The organism is Streptomyces sp. NBC_00457 (genome assembly GCF_036014015.1).
GTDB lineage: Bacteria > Actinomycetota > Actinomycetes > Streptomycetales > Streptomycetaceae > Streptomyces.
In genome coordinates this window covers 6,949,646-6,975,556 of sequence record NZ_CP107905.1, presented here as the reverse complement: position 1 = coordinate 6,975,556, position 25,911 = coordinate 6,949,646, and the positions used below count along the sequence as shown (strand labels likewise).

27 protein-coding genes and 1 pseudogene are annotated in these 25,911 nt (G+C 70.3%); 18 read left to right on the top strand and 10 right to left on the bottom strand.

Going from position 1 to position 25,911, the window contains the following annotated elements; translation table 11 throughout:
- Positions 1-94 precede the first annotated feature (94 nt).
- Positions 95-1,078 (top strand): transposase, encoded by a 984-nt coding sequence (locus tag OG828_RS31820; RefSeq protein WP_328503079.1) that lies wholly within the window; start codon positions 95-97, stop codon positions 1,076-1,078.
- Between the two features lie 30 nt (positions 1,079-1,108).
- Here the strand turns inward: OG828_RS31820 and OG828_RS31815 are convergent, their stop codons facing one another.
- Positions 1,109-2,536 carry a cellulose binding domain-containing protein gene (locus OG828_RS31815; RefSeq protein WP_328503078.1) on the bottom strand — a complete coding sequence of 476 codons (1,428 nt, stop codon included), beginning with the start codon at positions 2,534-2,536 and terminating at the stop codon, positions 1,109-1,111.
- A gap of 56 nt (positions 2,537-2,592) precedes the next feature.
- Positions 2,593-4,107, bottom strand: coding sequence for a beta-N-acetylhexosaminidase (locus OG828_RS31810; RefSeq protein ID WP_328503077.1), 1,515 nt, complete (start codon positions 4,105-4,107; stop codon positions 2,593-2,595).
- 261 nt (positions 4,108-4,368) lie between these two features.
- Between OG828_RS31810 and OG828_RS31805 the strand changes: the two genes are divergently transcribed.
- Both OG828_RS31805 and grpE read left to right on the top strand, forming a co-directional pair.
- The gene (locus OG828_RS31805; protein WP_328503076.1) at positions 4,369-5,211 is read left to right on the top strand and encodes a GntR family transcriptional regulator; all 843 of its coding nucleotides are present in this window, start codon (positions 4,369-4,371) and stop codon (positions 5,209-5,211) included.
- Positions 5,212-5,449: 238 nt separating this feature from the next.
- Positions 5,450-5,872 (top strand): annotated as a pseudogene (grpE, locus tag OG828_RS31800) (nucleotide exchange factor GrpE); the annotation flags it as partial.
- 153 nt (positions 5,873-6,025) lie between these two features.
- Here the strand turns inward: grpE and OG828_RS31795 are convergent.
- The 4 genes from OG828_RS31795 to OG828_RS31780 all read right to left on the bottom strand — a co-directional run bounded on the left by OG828_RS31795 (position 6,026) and on the right by OG828_RS31780 (position 9,669).
- Positions 6,026-6,445, bottom strand: coding sequence for a CBS domain-containing protein (locus OG828_RS31795; RefSeq protein WP_328364261.1), 420 nt, complete (start codon positions 6,443-6,445; stop codon positions 6,026-6,028).
- Positions 6,446-6,579: 134 nt separating this feature from the next.
- Complete coding sequence (locus tag OG828_RS31790) at positions 6,580-7,011, bottom strand: DUF2267 domain-containing protein (protein WP_328364259.1); 432 nt, start codon at positions 7,009-7,011, stop codon at positions 6,580-6,582.
- An 82-nt stretch (positions 7,012-7,093) separates the two neighbouring features.
- Complete coding sequence (gene polX, locus OG828_RS31785) at positions 7,094-8,851, bottom strand: DNA polymerase/3'-5' exonuclease PolX (RefSeq protein ID WP_328503075.1); 1,758 nt, start codon at positions 8,849-8,851, stop codon at positions 7,094-7,096.
- Positions 8,852-8,880: 29 nt separating this feature from the next.
- On the bottom strand, positions 8,881-9,669 hold the full coding sequence (locus OG828_RS31780; RefSeq protein WP_328442478.1) for a VOC family protein: 789 nt from the start codon (positions 9,667-9,669) through the stop codon (positions 8,881-8,883).
- A 307-nt stretch (positions 9,670-9,976) separates the two neighbouring features.
- On the opposite strand from OG828_RS31780, the gene OG828_RS31775 reads away from it, so the two are divergent.
- The 3 genes from OG828_RS31775 (at position 9,977) to OG828_RS31765 (ending at position 11,644) form a co-directional block, all read left to right on the top strand.
- Complete coding sequence (locus tag OG828_RS31775; protein ID WP_328503074.1) at positions 9,977-10,273, top strand: DUF5133 domain-containing protein; 297 nt, start codon at positions 9,977-9,979, stop codon at positions 10,271-10,273.
- 51 nt (positions 10,274-10,324) lie between these two features.
- A complete protein-coding gene (locus OG828_RS31770) occupies positions 10,325-10,537 on the top strand; it encodes a hypothetical protein (protein WP_328364255.1) in 213 nt (70 codons plus the stop codon).
- Positions 10,538-10,684: 147 nt separating this feature from the next.
- Complete coding sequence (locus tag OG828_RS31765; protein ID WP_328503073.1) at positions 10,685-11,644, top strand: D-2-hydroxyacid dehydrogenase family protein; 960 nt, start codon at positions 10,685-10,687, stop codon at positions 11,642-11,644.
- Between the two features lie 27 nt (positions 11,645-11,671).
- Here the strand turns inward: OG828_RS31765 and OG828_RS31760 are convergent, their stop codons facing one another.
- From OG828_RS31760 to OG828_RS31750, 3 genes are read right to left on the bottom strand one after another with little or no spacing between them, the layout of a single operon-like run.
- Positions 11,672-12,268: a DUF2087 domain-containing protein gene (locus OG828_RS31760; protein ID WP_328503072.1), complete on the bottom strand. Its 597-nt coding sequence runs from the start codon at positions 12,266-12,268 to the stop codon at positions 11,672-11,674.
- A gap of 55 nt (positions 12,269-12,323) precedes the next feature.
- Complete coding sequence (locus tag OG828_RS31755) at positions 12,324-13,184, bottom strand: tyrosinase family protein (RefSeq protein WP_328503071.1); 861 nt, start codon at positions 13,182-13,184, stop codon at positions 12,324-12,326.
- Entirely contained in the window at positions 13,168-13,557 is a 390-nt protein-coding gene (locus OG828_RS31750) for a tyrosinase family oxidase copper chaperone (RefSeq protein ID WP_328503070.1), read from the bottom strand. Before OG828_RS31750 ends, OG828_RS31755 begins: the two co-directional genes overlap by 17 nt.
- Positions 13,558-13,846: 289 nt before the next feature.
- Here OG828_RS31750 and OG828_RS31745 point away from each other — a divergent pair, with 289 nt between their 5' ends.
- The 4 genes from OG828_RS31745 (at position 13,847) to OG828_RS31730 (ending at position 15,639) form a co-directional block, all read left to right on the top strand.
- Positions 13,847-14,233, top strand: a complete 387-nt coding sequence (locus OG828_RS31745; RefSeq protein ID WP_246885747.1) for a hypothetical protein — start codon at positions 13,847-13,849, stop codon at positions 14,231-14,233.
- Between the two features lie 324 nt (positions 14,234-14,557).
- Positions 14,558-14,884: a hypothetical protein gene (locus tag OG828_RS31740; RefSeq protein ID WP_210576652.1), complete on the top strand. Its 327-nt coding sequence runs from the start codon at positions 14,558-14,560 to the stop codon at positions 14,882-14,884.
- A 58-nt stretch (positions 14,885-14,942) separates the two neighbouring features.
- A complete protein-coding gene (locus tag OG828_RS31735) occupies positions 14,943-15,260 on the top strand; it encodes a hypothetical protein (protein WP_328364242.1) in 318 nt (105 codons plus the stop codon).
- A gap of 58 nt (positions 15,261-15,318) precedes the next feature.
- Positions 15,319-15,639, top strand: a complete 321-nt coding sequence (locus OG828_RS31730; protein WP_328364240.1) for a hypothetical protein — start codon at positions 15,319-15,321, stop codon at positions 15,637-15,639.
- Between the two features lie 333 nt (positions 15,640-15,972).
- Here the strand turns inward: OG828_RS31730 and OG828_RS31725 are convergent, their stop codons facing one another.
- Complete coding sequence (locus OG828_RS31725) at positions 15,973-16,305, bottom strand: hypothetical protein (protein WP_443060206.1); 333 nt, start codon at positions 16,303-16,305, stop codon at positions 15,973-15,975.
- A 218-nt stretch (positions 16,306-16,523) separates the two neighbouring features.
- Between OG828_RS31725 and OG828_RS31720 the strand changes: the two genes are divergently transcribed.
- From OG828_RS31720 to OG828_RS31685, 8 genes are all read left to right on the top strand, one after another.
- On the top strand, positions 16,524-17,708 hold the full coding sequence (locus OG828_RS31720) for a glycosyltransferase family 4 protein (RefSeq protein WP_328503069.1): 1,185 nt from the start codon (positions 16,524-16,526) through the stop codon (positions 17,706-17,708).
- 35 nt (positions 17,709-17,743) lie between these two features.
- Positions 17,744-18,859 (top strand): glycoside hydrolase family 16 protein, encoded by a 1,116-nt coding sequence (locus OG828_RS31715; protein WP_328503068.1) that lies wholly within the window; start codon positions 17,744-17,746, stop codon positions 18,857-18,859.
- Between the two features lie 112 nt (positions 18,860-18,971).
- The gene (locus OG828_RS31710) at positions 18,972-20,309 is read left to right on the top strand and encodes an O-antigen ligase family protein (RefSeq protein WP_328503067.1); all 1,338 of its coding nucleotides are present in this window, start codon (positions 18,972-18,974) and stop codon (positions 20,307-20,309) included.
- On the top strand, positions 20,306-21,997 hold the full coding sequence (murJ, locus tag OG828_RS31705) for a murein biosynthesis integral membrane protein MurJ (protein ID WP_328503066.1): 1,692 nt from the start codon (positions 20,306-20,308) through the stop codon (positions 21,995-21,997). Before OG828_RS31710 ends, murJ begins: the two co-directional genes overlap by 4 nt.
- Positions 21,987-22,769: a polysaccharide deacetylase family protein gene (locus OG828_RS31700; RefSeq protein ID WP_328503065.1), complete on the top strand. Its 783-nt coding sequence runs from the start codon at positions 21,987-21,989 to the stop codon at positions 22,767-22,769. Before murJ ends, OG828_RS31700 begins: the two co-directional genes overlap by 11 nt.
- Positions 22,766-23,914: a glycosyltransferase gene (locus OG828_RS31695; protein ID WP_328503064.1), complete on the top strand. Its 1,149-nt coding sequence runs from the start codon at positions 22,766-22,768 to the stop codon at positions 23,912-23,914. The genes OG828_RS31700 and OG828_RS31695 overlap by 4 nt, the downstream gene beginning before the upstream one ends.
- On the top strand, positions 23,911-24,585 hold the full coding sequence (locus tag OG828_RS31690) for a lipopolysaccharide biosynthesis protein (protein WP_328503063.1): 675 nt from the start codon (positions 23,911-23,913) through the stop codon (positions 24,583-24,585). Before OG828_RS31695 ends, OG828_RS31690 begins: the two co-directional genes overlap by 4 nt.
- On the top strand, positions 24,582-25,724 hold the full coding sequence (locus OG828_RS31685; RefSeq protein WP_328503062.1) for a GNAT family N-acetyltransferase: 1,143 nt from the start codon (positions 24,582-24,584) through the stop codon (positions 25,722-25,724). The genes OG828_RS31690 and OG828_RS31685 overlap by 4 nt, the downstream gene beginning before the upstream one ends.
- The last annotated feature ends 187 nt before the right edge of the window (positions 25,725-25,911 follow it).

The following is a 25,911-nucleotide window of genomic DNA, read 5'->3' as shown; positions in this document are numbered from 1 at the left end:
CGCGTAACCGGGATACTGGTCGTCACTGAGATGCCATGTCAATGCAAAGCTGCGAAACGTTTAGCATGAGATGAAAGTTTACGTGGAGGAATCAATGTCCGGCGACGCTCCGGCCAGCACCGCACGCGGCCCACACAGCACCACCGCGCCTCATGGCAGTGGCGGCGGCTGGAGCCGGGAGTCGTTCGTCGAGGAGGTCGGGCTGGTATGGGAAGCGGCGGGCAGCAGCCGGATGGACGGCCGCATCATCGCCTACCTGCTCATCACGGATGTCCCGTACGTCTCCTCGGCGGAACTGGCCCGTGCCCTCCAGGTCAGCGCCGGCTCCGTCTCACTGGCGACCCGGCGGCTGGTCGAGGCGGGGTTCATCAGGCGGCACGCCGTGCCGGGCGAGCGCAGCCACTACTTCCGCGTCGACGACGACGTGTGGGGCAGCTTCCTGGCCGGTGAGCGCCGCTATCTGGACCGGCAGGAGCAGCTCGCCGAACAGGCCATCGCGCTGCTCGGCCCGGACGAGGAAGCGCCCCGCCGCCGCCTGGTCAACATGCGCGACTACATGCGCTGGGTCCGCAACAGCCACCACGACCTGCTCGCGCAGTGGCGGAACTACCGGTCCGGGGGCGCCGACGAGGCGACGGACCAGCGGGCCGCGGGGCCCGAGGAAGCGGGCGGTACGGCAGCCGTGGAGCCGACGGCGCCGAAGCCGGCCGACGACGAGGAGATGCGCAACCGCCTCTCCGTCACCGTGAGCCCGGTCCTGGCACGGCATCTCGTGCCGGACGCCCTGTGGGCCGCCGCGGAACCCCTCCTGCCCTCGCGTACCGCGAACGAACGAGCGGCGTTCACCGCCGTCGTCTACGTCCTCACCTCCGGCTGCGGCTGGCAGCAGCTCCCGGCCCAGTTCGGGATCTCGCACTCCACCGCGCACAGGCGCTTCACGGCCTGGAGCAAGGCGGACCTCTGGCAGCGCTGGCTCGACGCCGTGACCGAGGCGCCCGGCGACGCCACGGACATCGCGTGGTGCTCGGCCATCGTCCAGGCCGCCGCGAGCCGTCAGCCCGGCGCCGGGGCCCGCTGATCGACAGGACCCCGGCGCCGGGTACGGGGATCAGCTGCTGGGAACGGTGTCCTGGAACACGGTGCCCGCGCCGCGGTACGCCGTCACCTTCGCGGCGACCTGAGCGGGCGTGAGGACCTGGTCCTTGACGTGAAGGACGTAGTCGACCTGCTGGTCGTACGCCCGCGCGGTGGTGCCCGTCTGGCCCGCGAGGTCGATCAGCCACTGGTTGAAGTTGATCGACATGGGCCGCTCCGGCAGATACGCGGCGTCGTGCGTGCCGAAGAGCTGTCCGTCGACGTAGTACTTGATGGTGCTGTTGTCGATGGTCAGCACCAGGTCGTGCCAGCCGGCGTAGCTCTGGCGGCTCTCGGTGTGCTGGTTGACCGCCACCCACGGGTCGGCCTGGTAGGTCTCCCAGGACGTCGTGTAGAGGATGTTCGCCGGCTCGCCCCAGCCGCCGTTGGGCAGGTACTCGAAGTCGTACTCGGCGTAGTCGTCGGCCAGCGGTGCCTTGAGGTCGTTGATGGTGAAGAACGTCTGGACGAGACGGTCGCCGTCCGGCCCGTACTTGGGCGCGTCGCTGAACTTGACCCGGGCCGCGTAGGTGCCGTTCTTGAACTTCATGGCCCGGGTGAGGATCTCGGTGTGCTCGGTGCTTCCCGCGGTGCCGGCGGTGGAGGTCTCCAGGTTCATGATGGAGTTGCCGCCCGTGGTGGCGAAGGTGACGTTCTCGGGCGCCCAGGTGGCGCCGGGCACGCCGGGGCCGCCGGAGTTGGCGCGCACGCTCCAGCCGTTGGCCGAGATCTTCGGGTCGGTGTGGCTGCTGTAGTTGAAGTCGTCGAACAGCGCGGCACCGTCGGCCGGAGGATCGGTCGGCGGGTCGGTGGGCGGGTCCGTCGGCTCGTTGCCCGCGGGGGCCGTGCCCCACACGGTGGTGCCGGACAGTTGCGCCGTGACTTTGGACCAGTCGCCGTACGACGTCCGGGCGGCGCCGAAGGAGTAGTCGTCGCTCTGGTTCAGCGGCGCCCACGTCGACTGGTGGAAGCGCAGCTGCATGTCACCCGTGTCGGCGCCCGGAGCGAGCGAACCGGCACCGGAGGTGAAGCCGATCTCCAGGTAACGGTCGGCGGTGGCGGTCGGGTTGGCGAGCGTGCCGAAGGTGCCCGTGACGTTGGCGCAGCCCTTGACGGCCCAGGAACAGGCAAAACGGTAACTCGCGCTCGCCGAGTCGGCCTTGAAGTAGTAGCGGATCTTGACGCCGCTCAACTGCACGCTCGCGGTACCGGTGTTCGTCACCTTGAACCAGGGCTCGGCCTGGTCGGCACTGGCTCCGGTGGCGCTCGTACGGTACTGGACGCTCAGCCCGTCGGCGGCCGCGCTCGCGGTGGTGGGGAGTGCGGTGAGCGCGGCGGCACCCATGGCCGCCGCTACGGCGGTGACCGCGGTGGTGCGCAGCCGGTTCTTCGCGAATCTCATCCTTGTTCCTCTCCAGAACGGTGGGGGCTTCCCGGAATTCCCGGAACGGGACGGGGTCAGGGGTGGTACCGGACGCCGAGCGCGTCGAGCCGTGCCGTGTGCTCGTCGAGGCGGGAACGGAAGTCGGCCCAGTCGCTCGCGCCGCTCCAGCCGCGGTCGGCGAGGGCGCACAGCCGCGGATAGGTGAGGTACTCGATGTGGGCGGGCGTCGTGACGAACTCCGTCCACAGCTGGGCCTGGGTGCCGAGCACCCGCCCGGCCGCGTCGGCGTCGGCGGCCTCGGGTACGGGGTCGTGGGCATGAACGGCCCGCAGATCTACGACGGTTCCGGGCTGGGCCGGCGGTTCGAGGGGGTCCTCGGACTGGGCGTAGTCGAGGTAGGTGGCCCGGTGATACGCGCTGACGACGGCGTGGCCGCGACGGGCCGCCGTCAAGGTGTGGGACGAGTCCCGCCACGTCAACACGGTGAAGTCCAGGGGCAGTTCGGCACCGGTCTCGGCCCAGCCGACCGGGCGGCGCCCGCGCCGGAGGAGGAAGTCGCCGATCTGTCCGAGGAACCAGCCGTGCAGGGCCTCGGGGTTGGGCAGCCCCTCCGCCGTCGCTCGTTCGCGGGCGGCGGCGCTGTGCGTCCACTCGGTGGTGGGGCACTCCTCGCCGCCGACGTGGATGTACAGCGAGGGGAAGACGTCCATCACCTCGTCGAGGACGGTGCGGCAGAAGTCGAGGACCTCGTCGTGGACGCCGAGCACGGTGTCGCACACGCCCCAGCGGGTCCAGACGTCGAGGGTGCGCTCGGGGTGGTTGCCCAGGTGGGGATAGGCGGCGAGGGCGGCTCGTACATGTCCGGGCATCTCGATCTCGGGCATGACGGTGACACCGCGAGCGGCCGCGTACCGGACAAGGTCGCTGAGTTCGGCCCGCGTGTACGCCCCGCCGTGCGGGACGCCGTCGTACGTGGCGCTGCCGGCCGGGCCCTGCTGCGACTCGGCGCGGTGGCCGCCGATCTCGGTGAGCTTGGGGTAGGCGGCGACCGGCATGCGCCAGCCCTGGTCGTCGGTGAGATGCAGATGGAAGACGCTGATCTTGTGCAGGGCCAGGACATCTACGTACCGGCGCAGATAGGAGACGGGCTGGAAGTGGCGTGCCACGTCCAGCATCGCGCCGCGCCAGGGGTGCCGCGGGACATCGGTGATGTCGGCGCACGGCAACAGCCACGGCGTCCCGCGCTGCGGGGTCGCCGACAGGGCCCGTGGGGGCAGGAGTTGACGGATCGTCTGGATACCGCGCAGCAGGCCGGTGGGGTGCGCGGCGCGCAGTGACACGGCGTGCGGGTCGATGGTGAGGACGTAGCCCTCTTCTCCCAGGTGGCCGAGGCCGGAGTCGAGCGTCAGGGTGAACTGGCCGTCCGGGGACGGTCGTAGAGGCAGTCCGGTGGCGGGGGCGAGCAGGGTGCGCAGCAGGTCCGCGGCCGGTTCGGCGCCTGGGCCGAGGTGCAGTTCGGTGTCGTCGTCGAGGGCGAAGTGGCCGGGCCGGAGCGTGGCCTCGGTGGGACGAGGTACGAGTGCGGGCATGGCTCGCCTCCGGAACGGGTCGTGTGAGGGTTCACCCCTGGAGGACCTGACCACTTGACCAGTGAGGTCCACTGGACAGCTCATCTGTCGATGTGGGGATGAAGGTGGCATAGACCAATCGCGGCGTCAACCCCTTGCGTCTGCAAGGGATTTGGTCGGCGGCAGTTAGACTTTCCTGACCAAGGAACCGGCCAAGGAACCGACCACGGGCACCAACTGGTCAACTGGTCAACCGGGGATCCGCGCATCAGGGAGGGCGAGATGAAGGCCGACGAACCAGGAGCGGTGCTCAAACGGGAGCGAGTGCGCGACTTCGTCCTCGACCTCGTCGAGTCGCACCGCCCGGGCGACGCGATCCCCTCCGAGCGCTCCCTGTGCGCCCAGCTGGGCGTGTCCCGCCCGACCCTGCGCGCTGCGGTCGACGAACTGGTCGCCGCGGGACTTCTCGTGCGGGAACACGGCCGTGGCATGTTCGTGGCCCCCGAGAAGATCACCCAGGAACTCGTCTCCGCCCAGCAGGCCATGACGGTGCCTCAGGCCTCCGGGACCTGGTCGAGCCGCCTGCTGGAGTTCACCACCATCCCGGCAGGCGCGCGCGTGGGCCGCAAGCTGCGCCTCTCACCCGCCGCCGAGATCGTGTACGTGGCACGGCTGCGCCTGGTCGACGGCGCCCCGATGGCCATCGAGCACCTGCACATCAGGGCCGACCTGGTCCCCACCCTGTCCGCCGGGGAACTGGAAGCCGGCGACCTGTACGAGCACCTGCGCGAACAGCACGGCGTGCACGTCCAGGAGGCCGTACAGGCGATCGAGCCGACCGTCGTCACCCGTGCCGAGGCCGAACTGCTCGACGTGCCCGAGCTGTCCCCCGCGCTGCTCTTCGAGCGGCTCACCTCGGACACCACGGGTCAGGCCGTCGAATACGTCCACTCGGTCTACCGCGGCGACCGCTACCGCATCGTCTCCCGCCTCACCCTCGGCCCCTCGGCAGCGGCAGCGCCCCCGACCGGCCTCGGCCACCACCCCGGCATCCCCCCGGGCGACTTCGCCCACAGCGACACCATCGCCTCCTCCACACGCGGGGACATCCAGTCGGCACCGTGAACCGCGTTCGACGCATCCCCGTGAGAGCTACGGGAGTTGTCCATGCGCGGGTGATTCGCCGACGTCGGCCGATTCCTGGCGTGGCCATCAGGTCGCCGCAGGTGCGACCACTACCGGACCACCATGGGCACGGCCCGGCACGCAGCACGACACAGGACTGGCCCCGGACAACGGCCCAGGCGCCCGCGGAGGGCGCGGCGGGCGTTTCGGCCGGATCGCGCGCTCTCCGCTCGGCTGGATGGCGGCGGGCATCGTCGGCGTCGGCCTGGTCTCGGCCCTGACGCCGACCGGCCCCGGCCCCGACGCTCCACCTCGGTACGGCGCTGTACGAGAAGTCGCGCGCGGAAGGCACCACGACGACGGGAACCGCCTCCGCCTCGGCCGACGGGACCGGCTCCGAGGGACGGACCCCACGCAGCTGCAGCGTCGGCTTCAGGAGCGCACGGCCGACCTGCAGCGAGTGAAGGCCGAGTACGACAACTACCGCAAGCGGGTACGCCGGGACCGTATGGCCGTACGCGAGATCGCCGTGGCCAACGTCCTGCGCTCCCTCTTGCCCGTCCTGGACGCCGTCGACCGCACCTGCGCCCACGAGCCCATGACCCCGGGCCTGAAGGACATCACCGACACCCTCCGGACCCAGCTGGGGGCGCTGGGTCTGGAGGCGTTCGGCCAGGAGGGCGACCCTTTCGACCCCGCCTGCCACGAGGCAGTGGCGATCGCTCCGCTGTGTCGGGTGCCCCACCGCTCACACAGCAGCGCGACCTGGCGACGGATGCTGCCGTCGCCAGGTCGGTCACGCGGCCGAAGGCGTTCAGGCGGTGGCGTACACCCGCTCGGCGAACTCGGCGATCTGATGCTCGCTGAGATGCCGGGCGATGTCCCGCTCGCTGATCATGCCGACCAGCGTCTTGTTCTCGACCACCGGCAGGCGCCTGATCTGGTGCCGCTCCATCGTGGCGAGCACCTCGCTGACGTCGGCGTTGACGTCGATCCACTGCGGGGTGCCCTGGCACAGCTCCGAGCACTCGGTCCCGGCGGGGTCACGCCCCTCGGCGACGCACCTCACCACGATGTCGCGGTCGGTGATGATGCCGCACATCCTGCCGTCGTCCTCACAGACCGGCAGCGCGCCGACCTCCAGTCGTTTCATCAACTCGGCGGCGCGCGCGAGGTTTTCCGTCTTGTTGATGCACTCTGCGCCTCGGTGCATGATCTGCCCGGCAACCGGCATGGAGTCCTCCTGTGTGGAAAGCGTCCGACTCCCCCCTCGTCCTGGTACGGCACTTTCACGCTATGCGCGAGCACTCCACGACCCCGTGCCGTAGTACGCCACTCGGGTGACGGGCCTTGTTGAACGATGCTCGGTCAGGCAGCCGGCTGAAGGAGGAGTTCACGGATGTCGTGCGGAAGCTGGTCCACTGCCGCCTCCAGTTGCCCGGGCGAGACGTGGTCGCGTACGACGCCGGTGACAGCCGAAGCGATCCGGGGCACGTCGTCGGCATCGACCTTCGCTTCCTGGACGAAGCGGTCCACGTACCCTTCGCGGCCGTACTTGACCGGTACGGCGCTGGGGTCCCAGCCGTCGTAATAGGCGCCCCGCAGCAGGTCGGGAAGTTGCGCGGCGAAGTGGGCGGCCACGTCGACGGTGACCCGGTCGCGCAGCGTGTGCAGCCAGGTGCGCAGCACCCGGTGGGCGAAGTGGCGGTCCTCGGTGCCCAGGGCTTCCGCCACCGCTTTCAGCCAGATGTTGGCGGTGTGGATGGCGTGCTCGAAGTCGGGTGGATGTGTGGGAGGCATCGATCTTGCCCTTCCGGTCTCTGGGTCTTCTGGGTCTTCTGTGGCGCCCTGCGAGTTTCCAGGCCAAGGCGGACAAAACTGGTCAGGAACGGGATCTACGACCGGTCCTGCCCTTGCGCAGGAAGCGCCGCAACCGTGCCTCCGGCCAGGTGTTGATCACGTCGTCCTTGGTGAGCCAGCCGCGCTGTGCCGTGCCCACGCCGTAGCGCATGGTGGCCAGGTGGAGGGTGGCGTGGGCGTCGCTGTCGACGGCGAACTTCACGCCGTGCCGCCTGGCCCGCAGGATGTCCTCGTCGTGCAGATCCAGCCGGTCGGGGTGCGCGTTGATCTCCAGCGCCGTACCGGTGCGCGCGCACGCGGCGAAGACCGCGTCGAGGTCGGCATCGATGGGCGGCCGCTTGCCGATGATCCGGGTGGTGGGGTGGCCGATGATGTTGACGTACGGGTGCTCGCAGGCCCGGACCAGCCGCCGGGTCAGGGCCTCGCGCGACTGGTTGAAGTGCGAGTGCACGGAGGCCACGCACAGGTCGAAGCCGGCCAGGAACTCCTCCGGCCAGTCGACGTCCCCGTCCGGGTCGATGTTCAGCTCCACGCCGTGCAGCAGCCGCATGCCCCTGCCGCCCTTGCCGCCATGAGCGCCGTCGAGCTCCCGCACGCGTTCGCGCTGGGCCAGGATGCGTTCGTCGGTCATCCGCTGCATGTACAGGTTGGGCCCGTGGTCGGTGACGGCGTAGTAGGCGTAGCCGCGCTCGGCGGCCGCGGTGACCATCTCCTCCAGCGGGGCGAGACCGTCGGTGAGGTCGGTGTGGGTGTGCAGGTCGCCCCGGATGTCCTGCTCCTGGATCAGGTCGGGCAGTCCGTCGTGCAGCCCGGCCTCGATCTCGCCGCGGTCCTCACGCAGGGTGGGCGGGATCCAGGGCAGGCCGAGGCGGGCGTACACGTCCTCCTCGGTCTCGGAGACGATCTTCTTGCCGCTCTCGGCGTCGAAGAGGCCGTACTCGGAGAGCTTGAGCTTCTGGTGGACGGCGATCTCCCGGGTGCGGATGTTGTGCGCCTTGGACCCGGTGAAGTACTGAAGTGCCGCGCCCCAGGAGTCCGGCGGGACGACGCGCAGGTCGACGGCCAGGCCCTTGGTGGTGCGGATGGACGTCTTCTTCTCGCCGTGCGCGATGACCTCCGAGACGTACGGCAGCTCGGTGAACGCCCGCATGACCGGCTCCGCCTTCCGCGCCGCGACGAGGATGTCGATGTCGCCGATGGTCTCGCGGACGCGGCGCAGTGATCCGGCGTAGGTGCACCGCTCGCAGCCGGTCACCTGCGACAGCTCGGTGACGATGTCGTCGGCGAGGTCCATGGCGACGTCGAGCAGGACCCGCTCTCCGGAGGACCGCAGGAGTTCGATGCCGTGGAGGATGTTCTCCTCCGTCTTCGGCCCGAAGCCCTTCAGGTCGCGCAGCCGCTCCTCGTGGATGGCGTCGGCCAGTTCCTCGACGGAGGCGATGCCCAGCTCCTCGTACAGGACGCAGGCCTTCTTCGGGCCGAGCGTGGGGATGGCGGTCAGCCGCCGGACCCCGGCGGGGATCTTCGCCCGCAGCTCCTCGACCGCGGACACGCTGCCGCCGCGGAAGTACTCGAGGATCTTCTCGGCGATGGACTTGCCGACGTTGGGGATCTCCTGGAGGCCCTTGATGTCGAGGGTGGAGACGTCGGCGTGGTAGCCGCCGATCGAGCGCGCGGCCTTCTCGTAGGTGCGCGTCCGGAACGCGTCTCCTCCGGTGATCGAGATCAGGTCCGCGTATTCGTGGAACAGCGCGGCCACCTCGTCGTTGGACCGAGCCATGACTTACGAGTAGGCAGACAACGCCCGTTTCATGCGTGCCGGCCGCGTCCTGTGACGGTGAACTGGGCGCCGTCGGGGTCACGCAGCACGGCCTCCTGCTCACCCTCCTCCAGAACACGGCCACCATGCCGCTCCGCGGCCCGGGCACACGCACCCGCATCGTCCACGGCGAAGTGCACCTGCCAGTACGCCCGGACGGAAGGGTCAGGCGGCGTCTCCACCGAGCCCGCCTCGATACGGGCCACGATCTCGCCCCGGCTGCGCAGCAACACCTTGTCGCCCGCGTACTCGACCTCGCAGCAACCGGGCAGGCCCGAGGCCCAGCCGAGGATCTCCCCGTAGAAGATGGCCGCGTCGAAGGCGTCCCGGGTGTGCAGGACGATGAACGTGGATGCCGCCTGCCGCCACGCCTCCCACTCGGTGACGAGTTTCCCCTCCCATATCCCGAAGGCGGCCCCGTCACGGTCGGCCACCAGCGCCGCCCGCCCGGGAGGGAAGGAGAGCGGCCCTACGGCCACGGTCCCGCCGCGCTCCCGCACGCGGGCCACGGTCTCGTTCGCGTCCGCCACGGCGAAGTACGGCGTCCACGCCGAGCCCATCTGCCACATGCCGGCCACCCCCGCGATCCCCGCGACGGGCACCCCGTCCGCCAGCGCGGTCCGGAAACGGTCGCCCAGCCTCGCGTCACGCCACCGCCAGCCCAGTACGGCCCCGTAGAAGGCCTGCGTGGCCTCGAGGTCGCGGCTGGCCAGACTCACCCAGCACGGAGCGCCGAACACGGAACGGGTGAAGACGACATCCGCCGCGTCGTGATTCATGGCCATCGCGCCCTGGTCTCGTTACGCCCAGCAATCGCTGCTCTTCACCACAGTGTCCAACCCAGGTTCCGGTCCTGCACATCGCCTGGGCGTCGGTGCTCGCAGTACGCGAAGTTGCGGGTTGCGGCTGCGGCGAGTCCAGGCGCGCATGGGTGTTTTCGCTGATGAGGACGGTGTGAACGGGCGACGATCCACGGCCCGGTCGCCCGGCGCGGCGGAAACGCGCACCATGGAGGTGCCCCCTTTGGCCTACTCGCGCTCACCGAGTCCTGATCCCGACCCGGTGCCGGCGGGTGTGGAGACGAAGATGCTGAAACCCCACGTCAGAACCGTCGCCGCAGCACTTCACGCCTACCGGTCCGCATGGGCCGGTCTGCTGCGCGACCCGGCGAGCCCGCACAGCTACCGTCGGCTCGACGACGCCGCCTACACGCTCTGCGTCCTCATGGGACAACGCAACGCGGCCGACGCCGCGGCAAAGGCAGAGCGCTTCCTCGCCCGGGCCTCGGCGGAGAGGACAGAGCGGAGGGCAAGGGTCGATGCCGAGCCCGCGGCCGACGGCTCGGTTGCCGCGACGCCGTCGCAGACCGAGGTCTCCGCGTGAGGCGGTGGCTTTATGGTGGTCGTGAGGGACCCTCTGGGGGCGGTGAGCGCCATGCGAGTCGAACTGATTCAACGGGCCGCCAGCGTGCTCTTCGACGTGCCGGACGAGACGCACGAGGAGATCATCACGCTCATCGACGCGGTCACCCAGGACGCGGTGATCCAGGACGCGGACCTGGCGGCAGCGTTCGGCGAGTGGTGCTGGCTCGTCTACACGGTCCACGGCGACGTGATCGAAGTACTGGATGTCGGCTGCGCACGCTGAGGCAGACTCGGCCAGCCGGCAGCGAAGTCGCCATGTCCGCCAAGTAGTTGCCGACAGAACCCCGCACCACGCCCTGACACCGCCTCGGCCAGGTCACGTGGGTAGGGTGCGTCAGATACTGGGCCCCGGCCACGGAAAGGAGCCGCCGTGCGGCTGCGCTGTGCTGTGCTCGACGACTTTCAGCGGGTGGCGACGGAGGTCGCCGACTGGTCGCCGCTCGCGGACGATGTAGAGGTCGTCCCCTTCTCCACCCACTTCTCCGACGAGGACGCCCTCGCCGAAGCGCTCGCCGGGTTCGACATCGTGGTCACCCTCAGGGAACGCGTCCCCTTCCCCGCCTCCCTGTTCGCCCGGCTCCCCCGGCTGCGGCTGCTGATCGCCTCCGGCATGCGCAACACGGTCATCGACTACGCCGCCGCCGAGGCACACGGCGTCACCGTCTGCGGCACCGGCAGCTCCTCCACCCCGCCCGTCGAACTGACCTGGGCGCTGCTGCTGGGCCTCGCCCGCGGCATCGTGGAGGAGGCGGGCGCCCTGCGTTCCGGGGGCCCGTGGCAGTCCACCGTCGGCGCCGATCTGCACGGCCGCCGCCTCGGGCTGCTCGGCCTCGGGAAGATCGGCAGCCGCGTGGCGCAGGTCGCTCTCGCCTTCGGCATGCGGGTCGGCGCCTGGAGCCAGAACCTCACCAAGGAACGCGCCGACGAGTGCGGCGCGCAACTGGCCGCCTCCAAGGAGGAGTTGCTCGCCGAGAGCGACTTCGTCTCGATCCACCTCGCCCTGAGCGACCGCACCCGCGGCCTCCTCGGCCCCGCCGAACTCGCCCTGCTCAAACCGACGGCGTACCTGATCAACACCTCGCGCGCGGCGATCGTCGACCAGGACGCCCTGCTCACCGCCCTGCACGAGGGACGGATCGCCGGCGCCGGCATCGACGTCTTCGACATCGAGCCCCTCCCCGCCGACCACCCCATGCGCACCGCCCCACGCCTCCTCGCCACACCTCACCTGGGCTATGTCTCGCAGGCGAACTACGCGACGTACTACGGCCAGGCGGTGGAGGACATCCAGGCCTTCCTGGCGGGTTCTCCGGTACGACAGCTGCCCTGAAGTCGGCGGTCGAGCGATGCCGGCGCGTCAGGCGATGTCGGCGGCCCCGGCCTGCGCGGTGTCGACCGGCCGCCGGTAGATGCCCTCGCTCCGGTGCAGATGGTGCAGGTCCACCAGATGGCGCCGGAGCGTCACATGGTCGATGTCGTCGCTGTCCTGGCACCAAGCGCGCAGCTTGTCGTTGACGGCCCGCTCCGGGTACTCGACGCCCGGCTCGAAGGTCTGCTCGGCGATGTGCCGCAGCACCAGCTTCTTGCGGGTCCACTGCGCGGGAAGCCGGACCAGCCGCCCGTCCCGGACGAAGGTCCGCAGGACGAGGCCGGTCCGATCGCTGCCGGAGGCGGGGCGCTCGGCGGCTTCGGAGTCCTTCGCCCGCTGCGCCGCCGCTCGCGCATGCTCCTTGAACAGGCCGTACGCGACGCCCAGTTCACCGCCGTCCCCCGCCGTGACGACCCCCTGCTCCCGCAGCCGCCGCAGCGCCACGGCCGTCTCCTTCGGTGACAGACCCGCCGCCCGGGCGACCTGCTCGGCGCTCCCGGCGCCCAGCGCCACGGCGGCGAAGGCGCGCACCCGCCTCTCCTCGGCGAACAGTCGGACCAGTTGCTCCGTCGCATCGGTTGCCATGCGCGGAGGCTAGTGGACGTAGGCCGCGGGACCGAGCCATTTTTCTACCGGTACGTCATGCGTACCGGTAGATGTGGGACACGTCCTCCAACTCGTCCGGAGTGACATCCCACGGCGGCAGCCGCTGGTGCCGGGCGACGATACGGCCGTACTGGGGACTGCCCCGGCCGGGCGGCCGGTCCGGCAGATAGCGGTGGTTGCGGTGACGCTGCTGCCAGCGCTGCCACTGCAGGTCCACGAAGGCGTGGACCAGCCAGAAGACCGGGTCGTTGACGGACGCGCCGCCGAGCATGGCGCCCCCGACCCAGCGGTGGACCCGGTTGTGGTTGCGCCATGGGTTGCTGCCGCTCCCCCACCCCTCCAGCTGGTTGCGGAACCCCCTGGTCACCGTCGAGTCCCACGGGGAGACGTCGTAGACGGGATCGTCCAGCGCCCGGTTCAGATCGTCCTCGGTCGGCAGGGCGATCGGCCTCCGTGGGCGGCCCAGGTCCCGGGTGAGGAACTCGTCGTCGGTGACGCCCACCCGGATGGTCCAGTGGCCGGCCGCATAGGCGAACGGCCCGGTCATCACCTGCCGGTCGAACCGCCGCCCGTTGCCGCCGAGCAGATCGTCCGTCCACGGCACCGAGGTGGTCGTACGGTCCCGGGTCCAGTCCCAGTACGGCACCGTCACCTGGGAGTCGACTCGGCGCAGGGCGCTCTCCAGGTCCAGCAGGAACCGGCGGTGCCAGGGCAGGAAGGAGGGCGTCATATGGGCGGCGCGCAGACCGCGGTGGCCGTCCCCGACGAAGTGCGCGACATGGAGCCGTACGAACTCGTCGTACTCGCCACTCCGTTTGAGCTCCAGCAACGCCTCCACGAACCGCCGCCGCTCGATCCGCGTCAGCCTGCTGACGTCCTTACGCACGTACGTCATGCTCTCCCCCCTGATGCGAATGCCCGCCGCCCAACGCTCCGGGCCCGAGTTCGTCGACGGCCGCACGGGTCGCCTCCAACGGCGTCCGGAACCAGCCGTAGTGGTCGAGCATGCTCACCCAGCTGCCGTCGGCCCGCCGCATGAGGTGCAGCGGATGCCCGTCCACGGTGACGTGCCAAGCGACATCAAGGCCGCCGAGGGGCACCAGAACGCCTTGGATACGGCGGCCCCGGTAGACCTCGTCGAAGGCTGCACCGGCCCCCTCCTCCGGCCCGTCCGCGGACCACGGACGCCGGGATGCGGTGACGAACGGGGCGACGGCGGAGGCGAGCAGCCCCCGCGCCACCTCCCGCCGCGGCGTACCCATCGTCATCGCTCACTCCTCGTACGGTTCGGCTGTCCGTACGAGCAACCGCCCAGCTCTCCCCACGGTCACCGAATTCCTCATTCCTTTCAGCAATTCAGCCGGACCGCACCGGACGAACCATACGATCAATCGATTCGCCGATCACATTCCAATCCCTCCGCGGCGCCTTGCGCATTACATTCTTCACTCCCGCGACTTTCATACGTATGGAGCAACGCGTCGCTTTTACAGAGGCCATGGACTGCTATGTTCTCCAACCGTCGGATCAGAGGTAACTTTTCAAGCGAGGTGAATCATGAAGAAGGCAGTTTTCACCACAGCGGCGCTGGCCATCGGTGCGGGTCTTGTGGGCGGCTCCGCCGCCGCGGCATCGGCCGCCGGAGGTTCGGGTACGACCCCGGCTCCGCTCGGTCTCATGTCTCCGACCAAGGTGTCTCCGGCTGTCGTGCCGGCGGCCGACACTGTGACGCAGTTGGTCCGTGAGGGCGGGATCGGAAAGGGCAGCGCGTTCGACAAGAACAACTCGGGCGGAATGTCCGGCATTTATCTGGACGGAATGGACCCGGACGCCGCCAAGAAGCCCACGATTCCAGTGAAGAACCCGGCCGGAAAGGGTTCCGTGCAGGTCCGCCCGCTGCAGGCGCCGACCGCCGCGGGGCTCGGCACCATGCTGAGCAAGTGAAAGCGTGCGAGTTCTGAGACTCTGATCCGGTTCTCGGCAGCCGGAGACCGACAGCAGGCTCACCTCCGCATACGGCGGGCCCCGAGCCCACTGGCACCCGCGAACCATCTGTCCGGCCCACCGGCCCTCACCCTGCCGGTGGGCCGGACGCACGTCGGCATCCATGCATTTCCCGGAACACCGCGCGGATTCCACGCTGCCCGTGGTTGCGCCATCCGATGGAATCTGCCCGCGTTTGAATGTTCCCACCGTGACTTATGCACAGTTATATGGGTTTCCTGGTACGTAAGCGTGCGCAACCGTGAATTCAGGAAGGAAATCGAGTTGTCCAAGAAGTTCGCGGTCATCACGGCCCTCGCCCTCAGCACCGTTGTCGGCAGCGCCGGCATTGCCGCCGCTGACGGTGGCGGCAACAACACCACCGTCAAGGGCGGTGGCGGCTTCTCGACGTCCCCGGTCGTCGTGAACGCGCCTCAGCAAGGCGTTCTCGTCGTCAACGGCACGGTCGTCGACGGCCGCTGCATTGCCCCGTGGTCCAACGGAGCCGTCCTCGGCGGCGTCGTCCCACCGAACTCGCACTACGCCGCCTGCAACACGGCGCCGGTCGACCAGTCGCAGAACGCCCCCTACAAGGGCGGCCTGCTGTTCTGACCCCTGCTCCGAGCAATTCAGAGCAGGTACACCCACGCAGCCCGGAAAGGCGCAACTCATGCGTAACAAGGTTACGGCCATTTCCGCCCTCGCGGCAGGCATCGTCCTCGCGGCCGGCGGCACCGCCGCGGCCTGCAACTGTACGGAGGTCGAAGGTGGTGACGGCTTCTCGACGTCCCCGGTCGTCGTGAACGCCCCTCAGCAAGGCGTTGCCGTCGTCAACGGCACCGTCGTCGACCTCCGCTGCGTCGCCCCGTGGTCGAACGGGGCCGTCCTCGGCGGCGTTGTCGCACCGAACTCGCACTACGCCGCCTGCAACACGGCGCCGGTCGACCAGTCGCAGAACGCCCTCTACAAGGGCGGCCTGCTGTTCTGACCCCTGCTCCGAGCCATTCGGAGCAGGTAAACCCACGCAGCCCGGAAAGGCGCAACTCATGCGTAAGAAGGTTACGGCCATTTCGGCCCTCGCGGCAGGCCTCGTCCTCGCGGCCGGCGGCACCGCCGCTGCCGACGGCGACACCACCACGGTCAAGGGTGGTGACGGCTTCTCGTCGGCCCCGGTCGTCGTGAACGCCCCTCAGCAGGGTCTTGCCGTCGTCAACGGCGCCGTCATCGACGGCCGATGCATCGCCCCGTGGTCCAACGGAGCCGTCCTCGGCGGTGTCGCGGCGCCGAACTCGCACTACGCCGCCTGCAACACGGCCCCGATCAACCAGTCGCAGAACGCCCCCTACTTCGGCGGCTTCCTGTTCTGAGCAGTACTTCACACCCGAGTGCGGTCCGCCGGAAATCCGGTGGACCGCACTCGGCTTTTATGACGATGGTGAGTTACGGCGAGGGGGAGTGCCGCATCAAGCCCAAGCCCGTGGGCCCTGTCTGCGTCAGTACACAGACAGGGCCCACGGTCACGAGAGAACGCCAACAAGGAGGAAAGGGCGCCCATTCACCAGGTGCAACGGAGTTGTGCCGCCCGCGGTCACCCTGAATCGTCCGTTTGGCCCAACGGGCAAAGGGTCATGGCAGCCCCCCATACATGCCGAAGGGCCGGCTCCGGTAAGTGCGGAGCCGGCCCGGCGCGGGATGAATCGCTACTTGGTGGCCGGCTTGGCCGCCGTCTTGCCGACCGGAAGGCCGTTGAGCAGCTTGCCGTCGAGCGGGTTGGGCAGGGTGCCGCCGAAGACGGGGGTCTTCACCATGCCCGACTCCTGCACGCCCTGCTTCACACCCTCTGCCGTGCGCTTCACCTTGCCGCCCACCATGCCCGTCGGCGCCTTGGCGGCATCGGGGAGATTGCGGGCGACCGTCTTCCCGTTGTCGACCAGGCCGTTCCCCGGCTTGTCCGCCGCGACCGCGGGCGCAGTGACGCCGGCGAGGGCGAGGGAGCCGACCACGACGGCAACAGCCTTCAGGTTCTTCATCATGCGCCTTTCTTGGCAAATCTTCTCGGTTCTCCTGGGCTAACGAGAGCGGACCTTCCGGGAAACCCCGCGGCCGACAAGTCCCGCGAACTCATACGAGAAGACCCCCCGCCGATCGGGTGGTCAGAGCGAGGAAACACATGGATAAGCGGCTCATGTCGCTCATCCCATGATCAAAATAAGCCGATTGAAACTCTTTCTTCGGAAGGGCAGCCTCGGTCATGCGTATTTCCCCGGGTCCCGTCCCGTGTCGTGCGACGCCGTCCGTGGTATATGCGCCACACATCCTGCATGTGACTCAGCCCGTCGAGGGCGACATCGCGCGGGCCGTGACGGCCCTGGTGGCGGCGCAGCTCGCCGCGGGGCTGCGGGTGACCGTGGCGTGCCCGGAGGGCGGCACACTGGCGGAGGGGCTGCGCGCGCTGGACTGCACGGTGGTGCGCTGGGACGCGACCCGCTCGCCGGGGCACCGACTCCCGGACGAGGTACGGCGGTTGACGCTGCTGCTGCGCGAGGTACGGCCGGATCTGGTGCACGCGCACAGCGTGAAAGCGGGGGTCGCGGCCCGGCTCGCGGTGCACGGCCGTATGCCGACGGTCTTTCAGCCGCACACCTGGTCGTTCGCGGGGGCGGACGAGGTCGTCGCCCAACTGGCGGTGGGCTGGGAGCGGTTCGGGGCGCGATGGGCCACGCGTGTGCTGTGTGTCAGCGAGGCGGAGCGGCGGGCCGGGGAGCGGTACGGCATCACCGCGCGGTGGCGGGTGATCCCCACCGGTGTCGACACCGACCGGTTCCGGCCGGAGGGAGAGCGGGCGCGGTCAGGGGAGGGTCCGGTCGTCGTGTGCGTGGGGCGGCTGTGCCGGCAGAAGGGGCAGGATGTGCTTCTGCAGGCGTGGCCCGAGGTGGTGCGGCAGGTGCCCGGCGCACGGCTGGTGCTGGTCGGCGACGGTCCGGACGCGCAGCGGCTGCGCGCCGGTGCGCCCGCGTCGGTGGAGTTCGCCGGCGCGCCCGCCGACACCGCCGCCTGGTACCGGGCCGCCGACGTCGTGGTCCTGCCGTCGCGCTTGCCGGGCATCGGGCTCGCCCCGCTGGAGGCCATGGCGTGTGCCCGACCGGTGGTCGTCACGAACGTGGACGGAGCGCGCGAGACCCTTCCGCCCGGCCATCTGCCGTCCTGCCTGGTGCCGCCGGAGGACCCCGGCGCACTGGCCAGGGCCGTGACGGCGCTGCTGCGGGACGAGCCGCTGCGCACCGCGCTGGGCGCACAGGCCCGCGCGCATGTGCTCGTCGCTCACGACCTGCGGCATGCCACGGATGCGGTGATCGATGTGTACCGCGAGCTGCTCGGCACGGTCACCACGTCGTGCGTCGTCCCCAGTCAGAGCAGGGAGTCCGTCACTTCCTGACGGCGTGGCCGTCACCTACGAAGGGGCTCCGGCCGATGAAGAGGGCGAGCCGTGTCGCGGCGCTGATGATGGCCGGGATGGTGTCCTTGGCGTGTCACGTCCATGCGACGGCGCCGCACGGGAGGAGCGTTCCCGAAGGCGTGAGTGTCGTCCAGGACGGTCTCACTCCGTCAGGCGCCCATCCCGGCAAGGCAGTTGCCGCAACGGTGAAGTTGCGCGCGTCCGAATGCGTCACTGTGCGGAGAGTGGGCGTGGCCGTACGGGACGGGCTGGAGAAGCCGCTCGATTATCCCGGTGCGGCCATGAACGCGCGGATCTGCCCCGGCGGTTTCACCTTCACCACCAAGCCCCGCACCTTCCGCGCGGGCACGTACACCCAGTACGCCTATTACGACGACGAGACCGGTCACCATCCGCTCGCGAAGACCAAGTTGCGGGTCGTCTCCAAGGGGCGGAGCGTGGATCCGTCCGCGGGGAGAAAGCTCGTCTGGGCGGAAGACTTCAACTCGCCTTTCGTGTGGGGTCGCCGCTGGACCCGCGACGCCAGTTCGGCCTATGAATACGGGACTCACAATCCGAGGTACTTCAAGCTCGACTGGCTGAATCCCCACAACGTGCGTATCGCCGGCGGAAAGGCTGTTTTCACCGCTCGGCCCGGTCGGCAGACCCTGGAGAACGGCCTGCAGGCCTGGGAGACGGGGCTGATCACGACGGAACGTTCCCGAGAGGGGTTCCGGCTGCGGCCCGGCCACTACCTCGAGGTCCGGGTGAAGCTGCCCACCGCGGTCGGAGCATGGCCATCGGTGTGGACCTGGATCGGTGACGGCCACGAAATCGACGTACTCGAATACCATCCCGATGCTCCGGACCTGCTGGAAATGGTGAACCATGTGCGGGAAGCAGCCAATTATCATGTGATCAATCCCCTGGGCAAAGGGAATTGGGTGCGGGTCGGGGTGCTGCTGGGCACGCGTTCCGCCGACTGGTACGTCGACGGTGCTCTGGTCTACCAGGACGGACGCGGAGTGGACCCGAAGTGGTCCGCCTATCTGAACGTGAATCTCTCGATTTCCTCGGGCACGCACCACCCCGTTCCGCAGACGAAGGACCCCATCACTTTCAGCGCCGACTATGTGCGCGTATTCCGATGAGGAGGGTGCTCCATTCGAGGTGTCGGGTGCGTCCGTTCCGACACTGTTGACGAGTTCTCAGATAAATACAGGTGCTGGTTCAAAATCCCCCATGCAGGGAGACCGACCCCACATGACTACAGCCGCGTCACCGTGGGCGCTGCCCCTGCCCCTGCCGGCGCTGCGCCGGGCCGCTCCCGTTCTGCCTGTCGTGGCGCTGATCGCGCTGATCGGGCTGCCACCCATGTCGTACGGGGTCACTCCGGCCGACGCCGCCTCCGGGCTGGTGGTGCTCTGGGCCGTCGTACACACCGCGCGTCAGGCCCGGCGTCCGCTGACGCGCACGGGCGCCGTGGTCCTCGGGCTCCCGGTGATCGGCTTCTCGGTCGCCGCGACGGTCGCGCCCAGTGCGGGTGAGGGGCTGATGGGGCTGGCTCGCAGCGTCCAGGTGTTCGTGCTCGTCCCGGTCGCGGTGCTGCTGTTGTTGCGCGACCGCCGTGATCTGCGGCTGGTGGCCTGGGCGGTGATCGGTCTCGCGGTGTGGCAGGGCGGGGTCGGGGTGCACCAGTATCTGACCGGTACGGGTGCCTCGTACGACGGGGAATTCGTGCGGGCGGTGGGCACGTTCGGGCCGACCGAAGTGATGGGGATGGCGACGGTCGTCGCGTCCGGGATCGTGGCCGCCACGGGTCTGGCGCTCGAGGCCCCGGCGCGGCGGCAGCGGGTCGTGGCCACGGTGTGTGCGCTGATGCTGCTCGTTCCTCTCGTTCTGTCCTTCAGCCGGGGTGCCTGGATCGCCACGGCCGTGGCCTGCGGGGCACAGCTGCTGCTGGCCGGAGTGCGGCGGGCGGTCAAGGTGTTCGTGGCGGCGGTCGCCGCAGGGGTGGTGCTGGTCGGCGGGTTCGGCGTGGGTACGTCGATGCTGCAGGAGCGGCTGGACAGCATCACGCAGGTCGCCGCCGCTCCGGACCAGTCGGTCCTGGACCGGTACGCGCTGTGGTCGGCCGCGCTGGGCATGTGGAGCGACCAGCCGGTGACCGGTGTGGGGCTGAAGGCCTTCCCGGAGTACCGGGACGGCCATGCGCCGCTCGCGCTGGAGTCGGCGGCCGACACGGACGGCGCCGGCCACGACTTCTACCGCCAGCCCTTCTTCTCGCCGCACAACATGTACCTGACGGTCCTCAGCGAGCAGGGCCTGGTCGGTGTGGTGACGGTGGCGGGCAGCTGGCTGGCCCTGCTGGTGTGCGGGCTGCGCAGACTGCTGCGTACCCGTGCGGGACGGCATGACCGGGACTGCGCGCTCATCTGCTGCGGCCTGCTCCTGTGGCAGCTCGTGGACTTCACCTACGCCGACATTGGCGGAGGCTCCGCCACCCTGGTGGCCCTGGACTTCGGACTCGCGGCCTGGTGGGCGCTGGGCGGCGGCGCGGCGTCGGCCACGACCGCGGTGTCGGAAGAGGGCCCGCGATGAGGCCCACGCCGGCCGGTTCCGTCCCGGCCGGCCCTCCCGACGCCGAGCAGGACGACGCCCCGGGGCGGAGCCGGGCCACCGCCCGTGCCGCGGACACGGCGCCCGCGTCGGCCCCCTCGGGCCGCTTCCTGGCGAAGGCCACCCTGCTCACCACCGTGCTGTCCATGTTCGGGTCGCTGCTCGGGCTGGCCAGGGACCAGTCGCTGGCGCACTTCTTCGGGGCGAGCGGGGAGACCGACGCGCTGCTGGTGGCCTGGACCCTGCCGGAGTTGGCCGGGTCGTTGCTGATCGAGGACGGGATGGTGATCGTGCTGGTCCCGGCGTTCAGCGTGGCACTGGCCCAGCGGGCGCGCGGCGTCACCTCGCCCGACCCGGTGCGGGCGCTGATCGCCGCGTCGTTGCCACGGCTGGGCCTCGCCTTCGCCGGCATGGCGGCGCTGTTCATCGTGGCGGCGCCGCTGCTGGTCTCCGTCCTCGCGCCGGGCCTGCCCGATCCGTCCCTCGCCGTGGACTGCACCCGTCTGACGGCGACGTGCGTGCTGACCTTCGGGCTGGCCGGGTACTGCAGCGCGGCGCTGCGGGCGCACCGCTCGTACCTCGCGCCCGCGACGATCTCCCTCGCGTCCAACTCCGCGATCATCGTCACGATGTTCGCCCTCGGCGGGCACTGGGGCGTACGGTCCGCCGCGTTCGGCGTCGCACTCGGCGGGTGCCTCATGGTCACCGTCCAGGGGATCGCCCTGTGGCGCAGGATCTCCGACGGGCCCCGGCAGCCCTCGTCCGCGGAGGCCGAGGAGGACGGCCGGCCGCTCACGCTCGCCCTCGTCGGCGCGGTCCTCGTCTTCGCGCTGTGCCGCCACTCGCAGGTCCTCGTCGAGCGCTACTTCGGGTCCGAGCTGCCCAGCGGTTCCATCTCCCACCTCAACTACGCCCAGAAGGTCGGGCAGTATCCGATGCTGCTGGCGCTGACGCTGGCGATCGTGACGTATCCCGTGGTGGCGCAGGCCATCGCCCAGGGGGATCTGCGGCGGGCCCGGGAGCGTATCGAGCAGGACCTGGTCCTGGTGGCCTCCATCGCGTTGATGGGCGCCGCCGCGATCGTGGCCTGTGCGCCGCAGATCGTCCAGGTCCTCTTCGAGCGTGGCGCCTTCACCGCCGAGGACACCGCGGCGACCGTCGGCATCCTGCGGGTGTACACGCTCGGGCTGCTCGGCCAGGCGCTGGTGGGGACGCTGCTGCGGTCGTACTTCTCGGCGGGGCGCGCCACTTGGTACCCGGCCGGGGCGATGGCCGTGGGCCTGGTCGCCACCGCCGGTATCGACGCATGGAGCGCGAGCCACTGGGACGCGCGCGGCATCGCCCTCGGCAACGCGGCCGGCATCACTCTCACCGGGCTGATCCTGTTGCACGGGCTGGGCTCGCACAGCGTGCCCGTGCGCGTTCGCGGGCTCGTCGTCGAACTGGCCAAGGCAGTCGGCGCCGCCGCGTGCGCGGCCGGAGCGGGGTTCTTCTGTGCAGGGGCTTTCGCCTCGCCTCCGGCCGCGGTCGTCGCGGGGGGCGTGAGTGTGACCGTCGTCTTCCTGCTGCTGGCGTGGGTCCTCGACGCGGCGGATGCCCGGCACCTGACGCGTGTCGCCGCAGTCGCCGTCCGACGCTTCCTCACCCGAAAGGCACGCCATGGTCGTTGACGGCTCCGCATCCCGCGACGCGATCGCGCCGCCGGCACGAGGACGTGTCCGGCGCGGCCCCAGCGCCTGGGTGGCCATGTACCACTCCGTCTCCGACTGCCCGGAGGACCCGCACCACATCACCGTCTCGCCCGACCGCCTCGACCGCCAGCTCGCCTGGCTGTGCGGGCGCGGTCTGCGCGGGGTGAGCATGCGCGAGCTGCTCGCGGCGCGGGCCCGGGGGAAGGAGCGCGGCCTGGTCGGGCTCACCTTCGACGACGGGTACGCCGACTTCCTCACCACCGCGCTGCCCGTACTGCGCCGCCGGGGGTGCAGTGCCACCGTGTTCCTGGTCGCCGGGCGGCTCGGCGGCGGGAACGACTGGGAGTCGTACGGACCGCGCAAGCCGCTGCTCGACGCCGACGGCGTCCGCCGGATCGCGGCGGCCGGCATGGAGATCGCCTCGCACGGCCTCACCCACACCGACCTCATCGCCCTCCCGGACGACCTGCTGCACGCCGAGCTCCACGAGAGCCGCGCCCTCCTCGCCCGGATCACCGGCGGTGACGTCGAGGGCTTCTGCTACCCCTACGGCACGATCGACGCGCGCGTGAGAGCCGCCGTGCGCGGCGCGGGATACCGGTACGCCTGCGCCATCGCCCCCGGCCGGGAAGCCGCCGGCGATCTCGCGCTGCCCCGCATCAACATCAGGCAGGCCGACACGGCGGTGCATCTGGAACTGAAACGACGGCTGGCCCGTGTCTGGGGCCGCGCATTGGAGACGAGCGCATGAGAGTTCTGCACATCATCACCGCCCTCAGGGCCGGCGGCGCCGAGCAGCAGTTGCGCCAGCTCCTGCGCCATCTGCCGCCGGAGGTGGAGTGCGACGTGGTCACGCTGACCCGGCCCGGCCTGGTGGCCGACGGGCTGCGGGCCGACGGGATCCCCGTCCTGCATCTCGGCATGGGCGGCAACCGCGATCTGCGCGCCCTGCCCCGTCTCGTCAGGCTGATCCGGACCGGCGGCTACGACATCGTCCACACCCATCTGTACCGGGCGTGCCTGTACGGCCGGATCGCCGCGCGCCTCGCGCGAGTACGGGCGGTGGTGGCCAGCGAACACAGCCTGTCCGGCACGGAGTTGGAGGGCCGACGGCTGACCGCCGGGGTGCGCGCGCTGTATCTGCTCGGCGAGCGCCTCGGCCGCGTCACGATCGCCGTGTCGCCGACGGGCGCCGAGGACCTGCGGGCGTGGGGGGTGCCCGCATCACGCATCCGCGTCATCCCGGTCGGCTTCGACCCGTCCCTGTTCCGGTTCGACGACGTGCGCCGCAAGAAGGCCCGGATGCACTACGGGCTGCCGGAGGACGCGTATGTCGTCGGCGGCGTCGGCCGGCTGATTCCCGGCAAGCACTTCGAGGTGCTCGTGGGCGCGCTGCCGCAGCTGCCCGCCGACGTACGGCTGCTGCTGGTCGGCGACGGCCCGGAGAAGGCGGCGCTGTGGCACACCGCCAGGGCACTGGGGGTCGCGGACCGGGTGGTGATGACGGGCGAGCGGCCGTACGTACCGGACCCGGGGGACGACGCGCCCGGCATGCCCGACCTGCTGTCCGCGATGGACGTGCTGGCCGCCCCGTCGACCTCCGAGACGTACGGCATGGCCGTGATGGAGGCACTCGCGACCGGGCTCCCGGTGCTGTACACGTCCGCGCCGGCCGTCTCGGACCTGCCCCCCGACGCGGTACCGACCGCCCGGCAAGTCCCGTGCGGTGTCGAGGAGTACGCGCGGGAGGTGCTGCGGCTGTACGCGGCGCGTCCCGGTGAGCGAACCGTCCCGGATGTCGTCCAGCGCAACAGCATCCAGAACATCGCCCGGCAGACGGTGGATCTGTACTCGGCAGTCCTGTCCGACGCACCCCTGGAAGTGAGGCCCCGATGACGACCGACACCTCCCCTCAGCCCGCACGACGTGCCCTGAGGGCTCTCGCGCGCGCCACGCGGCTGCCGGCGCGGTGGCTGCTGCCGGCCGGCGTACTGCTCGGCGCCGCGGCCGGCGGCCTGTACGGCACGGCGCAGACCCCGCAGTACACGGCCACCAGCTATGTCATGGCCGTACCGGTCAAACAGAGTTACGTCGACTCGCAGGCGGCGCTGGGCTTCGCTCAGGCGTACGGCCGTGTCGCCACGCAGCTCGCGGTGCTCGGGTACGCGCAGATGTGGGCCGACGTTCCGGTCGGGACGTTGCGCAGGAGCGTGCGGGCCCAGACCTCGCCCGACGCGCCGATGGTCTCGATCTCGGCGACCTCCACGCGCCCCACGCAGGCCGCCGACATGGCCAACGCCGTGACCCGCTCGCTGACCGAGCATGCCGGCCACGCCGCCGGTACTACCGGCATCAAGCTGGTGAGCTTCTCCCGCGCCTTGAAGCCCGCCCAGCCGTCGTCCGCGTCCCCCGCTCTGACCACGCTCGTGGGCGCCAGCGCGGGAGGTCTGCTGGGTGGCCTGGCGCTGCTGGTCCGGCCTCGGCCGAGCGCGGAACACGGGGATTCCACCCACGCGCCGGTGCCGGCTCCGGCCCACGCCGGTGATGCGCAGGAGCAGGTCGGATGACCGCGTCCGGCAGCCCCTTGTCGGTGGAGATCTGCACCGACGAGCGCGTGTTCGCCGGGCTGGCCGAGGAGTGGGCGCGCCTGCACAGGGCGTCTCCGGCGGCGACGCCGTTCCAGAGCCACGCCTGGGTGCACTCATGGTGGCTGTCGTACGGCAGGCCGGGCCGCCTGCGGCTCGTGCTGGTGCGCAGACGCGGCACGTTGGTGGCCGCCGCGCCGCTGATGCGCGTGCACTACCCGTTGCCCGCGCTGGTGCCGATCGGCGGCGCCATCACCGACTTCTGCGATGTGCTCCTCGATGAGCAGGCGGTCGTACAGGGCACACTCGCGCTGGCGGACGCCCTGCACGAAGAGGCCCGTACCGCGCTGATCGACTTCCGCGAGGTGCGGCCGGGCGCCGCGGTGGAGCGGATCTACCGCATCTGGGGCGGCCCGCGCCGGCGGCTGCGCGACTCCGAGTGCCTGGAACTGCCCGCCGCTCCCATGAACGATCTGCTCGGGCGGCTGCCGAAGACACGGTCCCAGCGGATCCGCAACAAGCTGAACAAGCTCACCAGGCTCGGCGTCGAGTCGCGTGTCGTGGGCCCCGACGAGACGGCGTCATCGCTGCGGCGCATGCTGGAGCTGCATCAACTGCAGTGGCAGGGCAGGGGCGTGACGCCGGAGCATCTGCGGCCGCGCTTTCTCGACCATCTCGTCCGGTCGACCGTGCCCATGGCCCGCTCCGGCGAGGCGCTGGTGCGGGAGTACCGGCTGGAGGACGAGGTCGTGGCCGTCGATCTGACGCTGCTGTCCCGCCAGTTGGCGGGCGTCTATCTGTACGGCGTCCATCCGACGCTGCGGGAGCGCAAGGCGGACGTGGCGACGATGGTGGTGTGCGCGTCGGCCGAGTACCTGGCGTCCCGTGAGCACCGGGTACTGAGTCTGCTGCGCGGCAACGAGCCGTACAAGTACCGCTGGCACCCCGAGTCCGTCGTCAACCAGCGTCTCCTGCTGGCCCGTCGCCGCACCGCGCCGCTGCTGGCGGCCGCCGCCGGCGAGGCCGCCGCGCGCGGCCGGGCCAAGCTGATCCTGCGCAGTCGGGCGTGGTGCCGGAGCGGCGCCGACAACGAGAACCACCGTGGCGCCGACGGAACATGACGGTGCGTCGGATCTCTGACAACAGCTGAGCATTTCTTGGCAGGCCGTCCGGGCGTGGGCCGGACGGCCTTTTGGATGACAATATGCGTCGGTGCCGCGTCAGGCCACCTGGACAGACTCCATTTCCGTGTATATATGAATTCGCCGCCCGCCCCGAATTTCCTGACCCAGTTAGCGGCGGTCCGTT

Excerpts from the sequence above, each read along its gene's own strand:
- OG828_RS31820 (WP_328503079.1), top strand. The coding sequence starts at position 95 with ATGTCCGGCGACGCTCCGGCCAGCACCGCACGCGGCCCACACAGCACC.
- OG828_RS31815 (WP_328503078.1), bottom strand. The coding sequence starts at position 2,536 with ATGAGATTCGCGAAGAACCGGCTGCGCACCACCGCGGTCACCGCCGTA.
- OG828_RS31810 (WP_328503077.1), bottom strand. The coding sequence starts at position 4,107 with ATGCCCGCACTCGTACCTCGTCCCACCGAGGCCACGCTCCGGCCCGGC.
- OG828_RS31805 (WP_328503076.1), top strand. The coding sequence starts at position 4,369 with ATGAAGGCCGACGAACCAGGAGCGGTGCTCAAACGGGAGCGAGTGCGC.
- OG828_RS31795 (WP_328364261.1), bottom strand. The coding sequence starts at position 6,445 with ATGCCGGTTGCCGGGCAGATCATGCACCGAGGCGCAGAGTGCATCAAC.
- OG828_RS31790 (WP_328364259.1), bottom strand. The coding sequence starts at position 7,011 with ATGCCTCCCACACATCCACCCGACTTCGAGCACGCCATCCACACCGCC.
- polX (WP_328503075.1), bottom strand. The coding sequence starts at position 8,851 with ATGGCTCGGTCCAACGACGAGGTGGCCGCGCTGTTCCACGAATACGCG.
- OG828_RS31780 (WP_328442478.1), bottom strand. The coding sequence starts at position 9,669 with ATGAATCACGACGCGGCGGATGTCGTCTTCACCCGTTCCGTGTTCGGC.
- OG828_RS31775 (WP_328503074.1), top strand. The coding sequence starts at position 9,977 with ATGCTGAAACCCCACGTCAGAACCGTCGCCGCAGCACTTCACGCCTAC.
- OG828_RS31770 (WP_328364255.1), top strand. The coding sequence starts at position 10,325 with ATGCGAGTCGAACTGATTCAACGGGCCGCCAGCGTGCTCTTCGACGTG.
- OG828_RS31760 (WP_328503072.1), bottom strand. The coding sequence starts at position 12,268 with ATGGCAACCGATGCGACGGAGCAACTGGTCCGACTGTTCGCCGAGGAG.
- OG828_RS31755 (WP_328503071.1), bottom strand. The coding sequence starts at position 13,184 with ATGACGTACGTGCGTAAGGACGTCAGCAGGCTGACGCGGATCGAGCGG.
- OG828_RS31750 (WP_328503070.1), bottom strand. The coding sequence starts at position 13,557 with ATGACGATGGGTACGCCGCGGCGGGAGGTGGCGCGGGGGCTGCTCGCC.
- OG828_RS31745 (WP_246885747.1), top strand. The coding sequence starts at position 13,847 with ATGAAGAAGGCAGTTTTCACCACAGCGGCGCTGGCCATCGGTGCGGGT.
- OG828_RS31735 (WP_328364242.1), top strand. The coding sequence starts at position 14,943 with ATGCGTAACAAGGTTACGGCCATTTCCGCCCTCGCGGCAGGCATCGTC.
- OG828_RS31730 (WP_328364240.1), top strand. The coding sequence starts at position 15,319 with ATGCGTAAGAAGGTTACGGCCATTTCGGCCCTCGCGGCAGGCCTCGTC.
- OG828_RS31725 (WP_443060206.1), bottom strand. The coding sequence starts at position 16,305 with ATGATGAAGAACCTGAAGGCTGTTGCCGTCGTGGTCGGCTCCCTCGCC.
- OG828_RS31720 (WP_328503069.1), top strand. The coding sequence starts at position 16,524 with ATGCGTATTTCCCCGGGTCCCGTCCCGTGTCGTGCGACGCCGTCCGTG.
- OG828_RS31715 (WP_328503068.1), top strand. The coding sequence starts at position 17,744 with ATGAAGAGGGCGAGCCGTGTCGCGGCGCTGATGATGGCCGGGATGGTG.
- OG828_RS31710 (WP_328503067.1), top strand. The coding sequence starts at position 18,972 with ATGACTACAGCCGCGTCACCGTGGGCGCTGCCCCTGCCCCTGCCGGCG.
- murJ (WP_328503066.1), top strand. The coding sequence starts at position 20,306 with ATGAGGCCCACGCCGGCCGGTTCCGTCCCGGCCGGCCCTCCCGACGCC.
- OG828_RS31700 (WP_328503065.1), top strand. The coding sequence starts at position 21,987 with ATGGTCGTTGACGGCTCCGCATCCCGCGACGCGATCGCGCCGCCGGCA.
- OG828_RS31695 (WP_328503064.1), top strand. The coding sequence starts at position 22,766 with ATGAGAGTTCTGCACATCATCACCGCCCTCAGGGCCGGCGGCGCCGAG.
- OG828_RS31690 (WP_328503063.1), top strand. The coding sequence starts at position 23,911 with ATGACGACCGACACCTCCCCTCAGCCCGCACGACGTGCCCTGAGGGCT.
- OG828_RS31685 (WP_328503062.1), top strand. The coding sequence starts at position 24,582 with ATGACCGCGTCCGGCAGCCCCTTGTCGGTGGAGATCTGCACCGACGAG.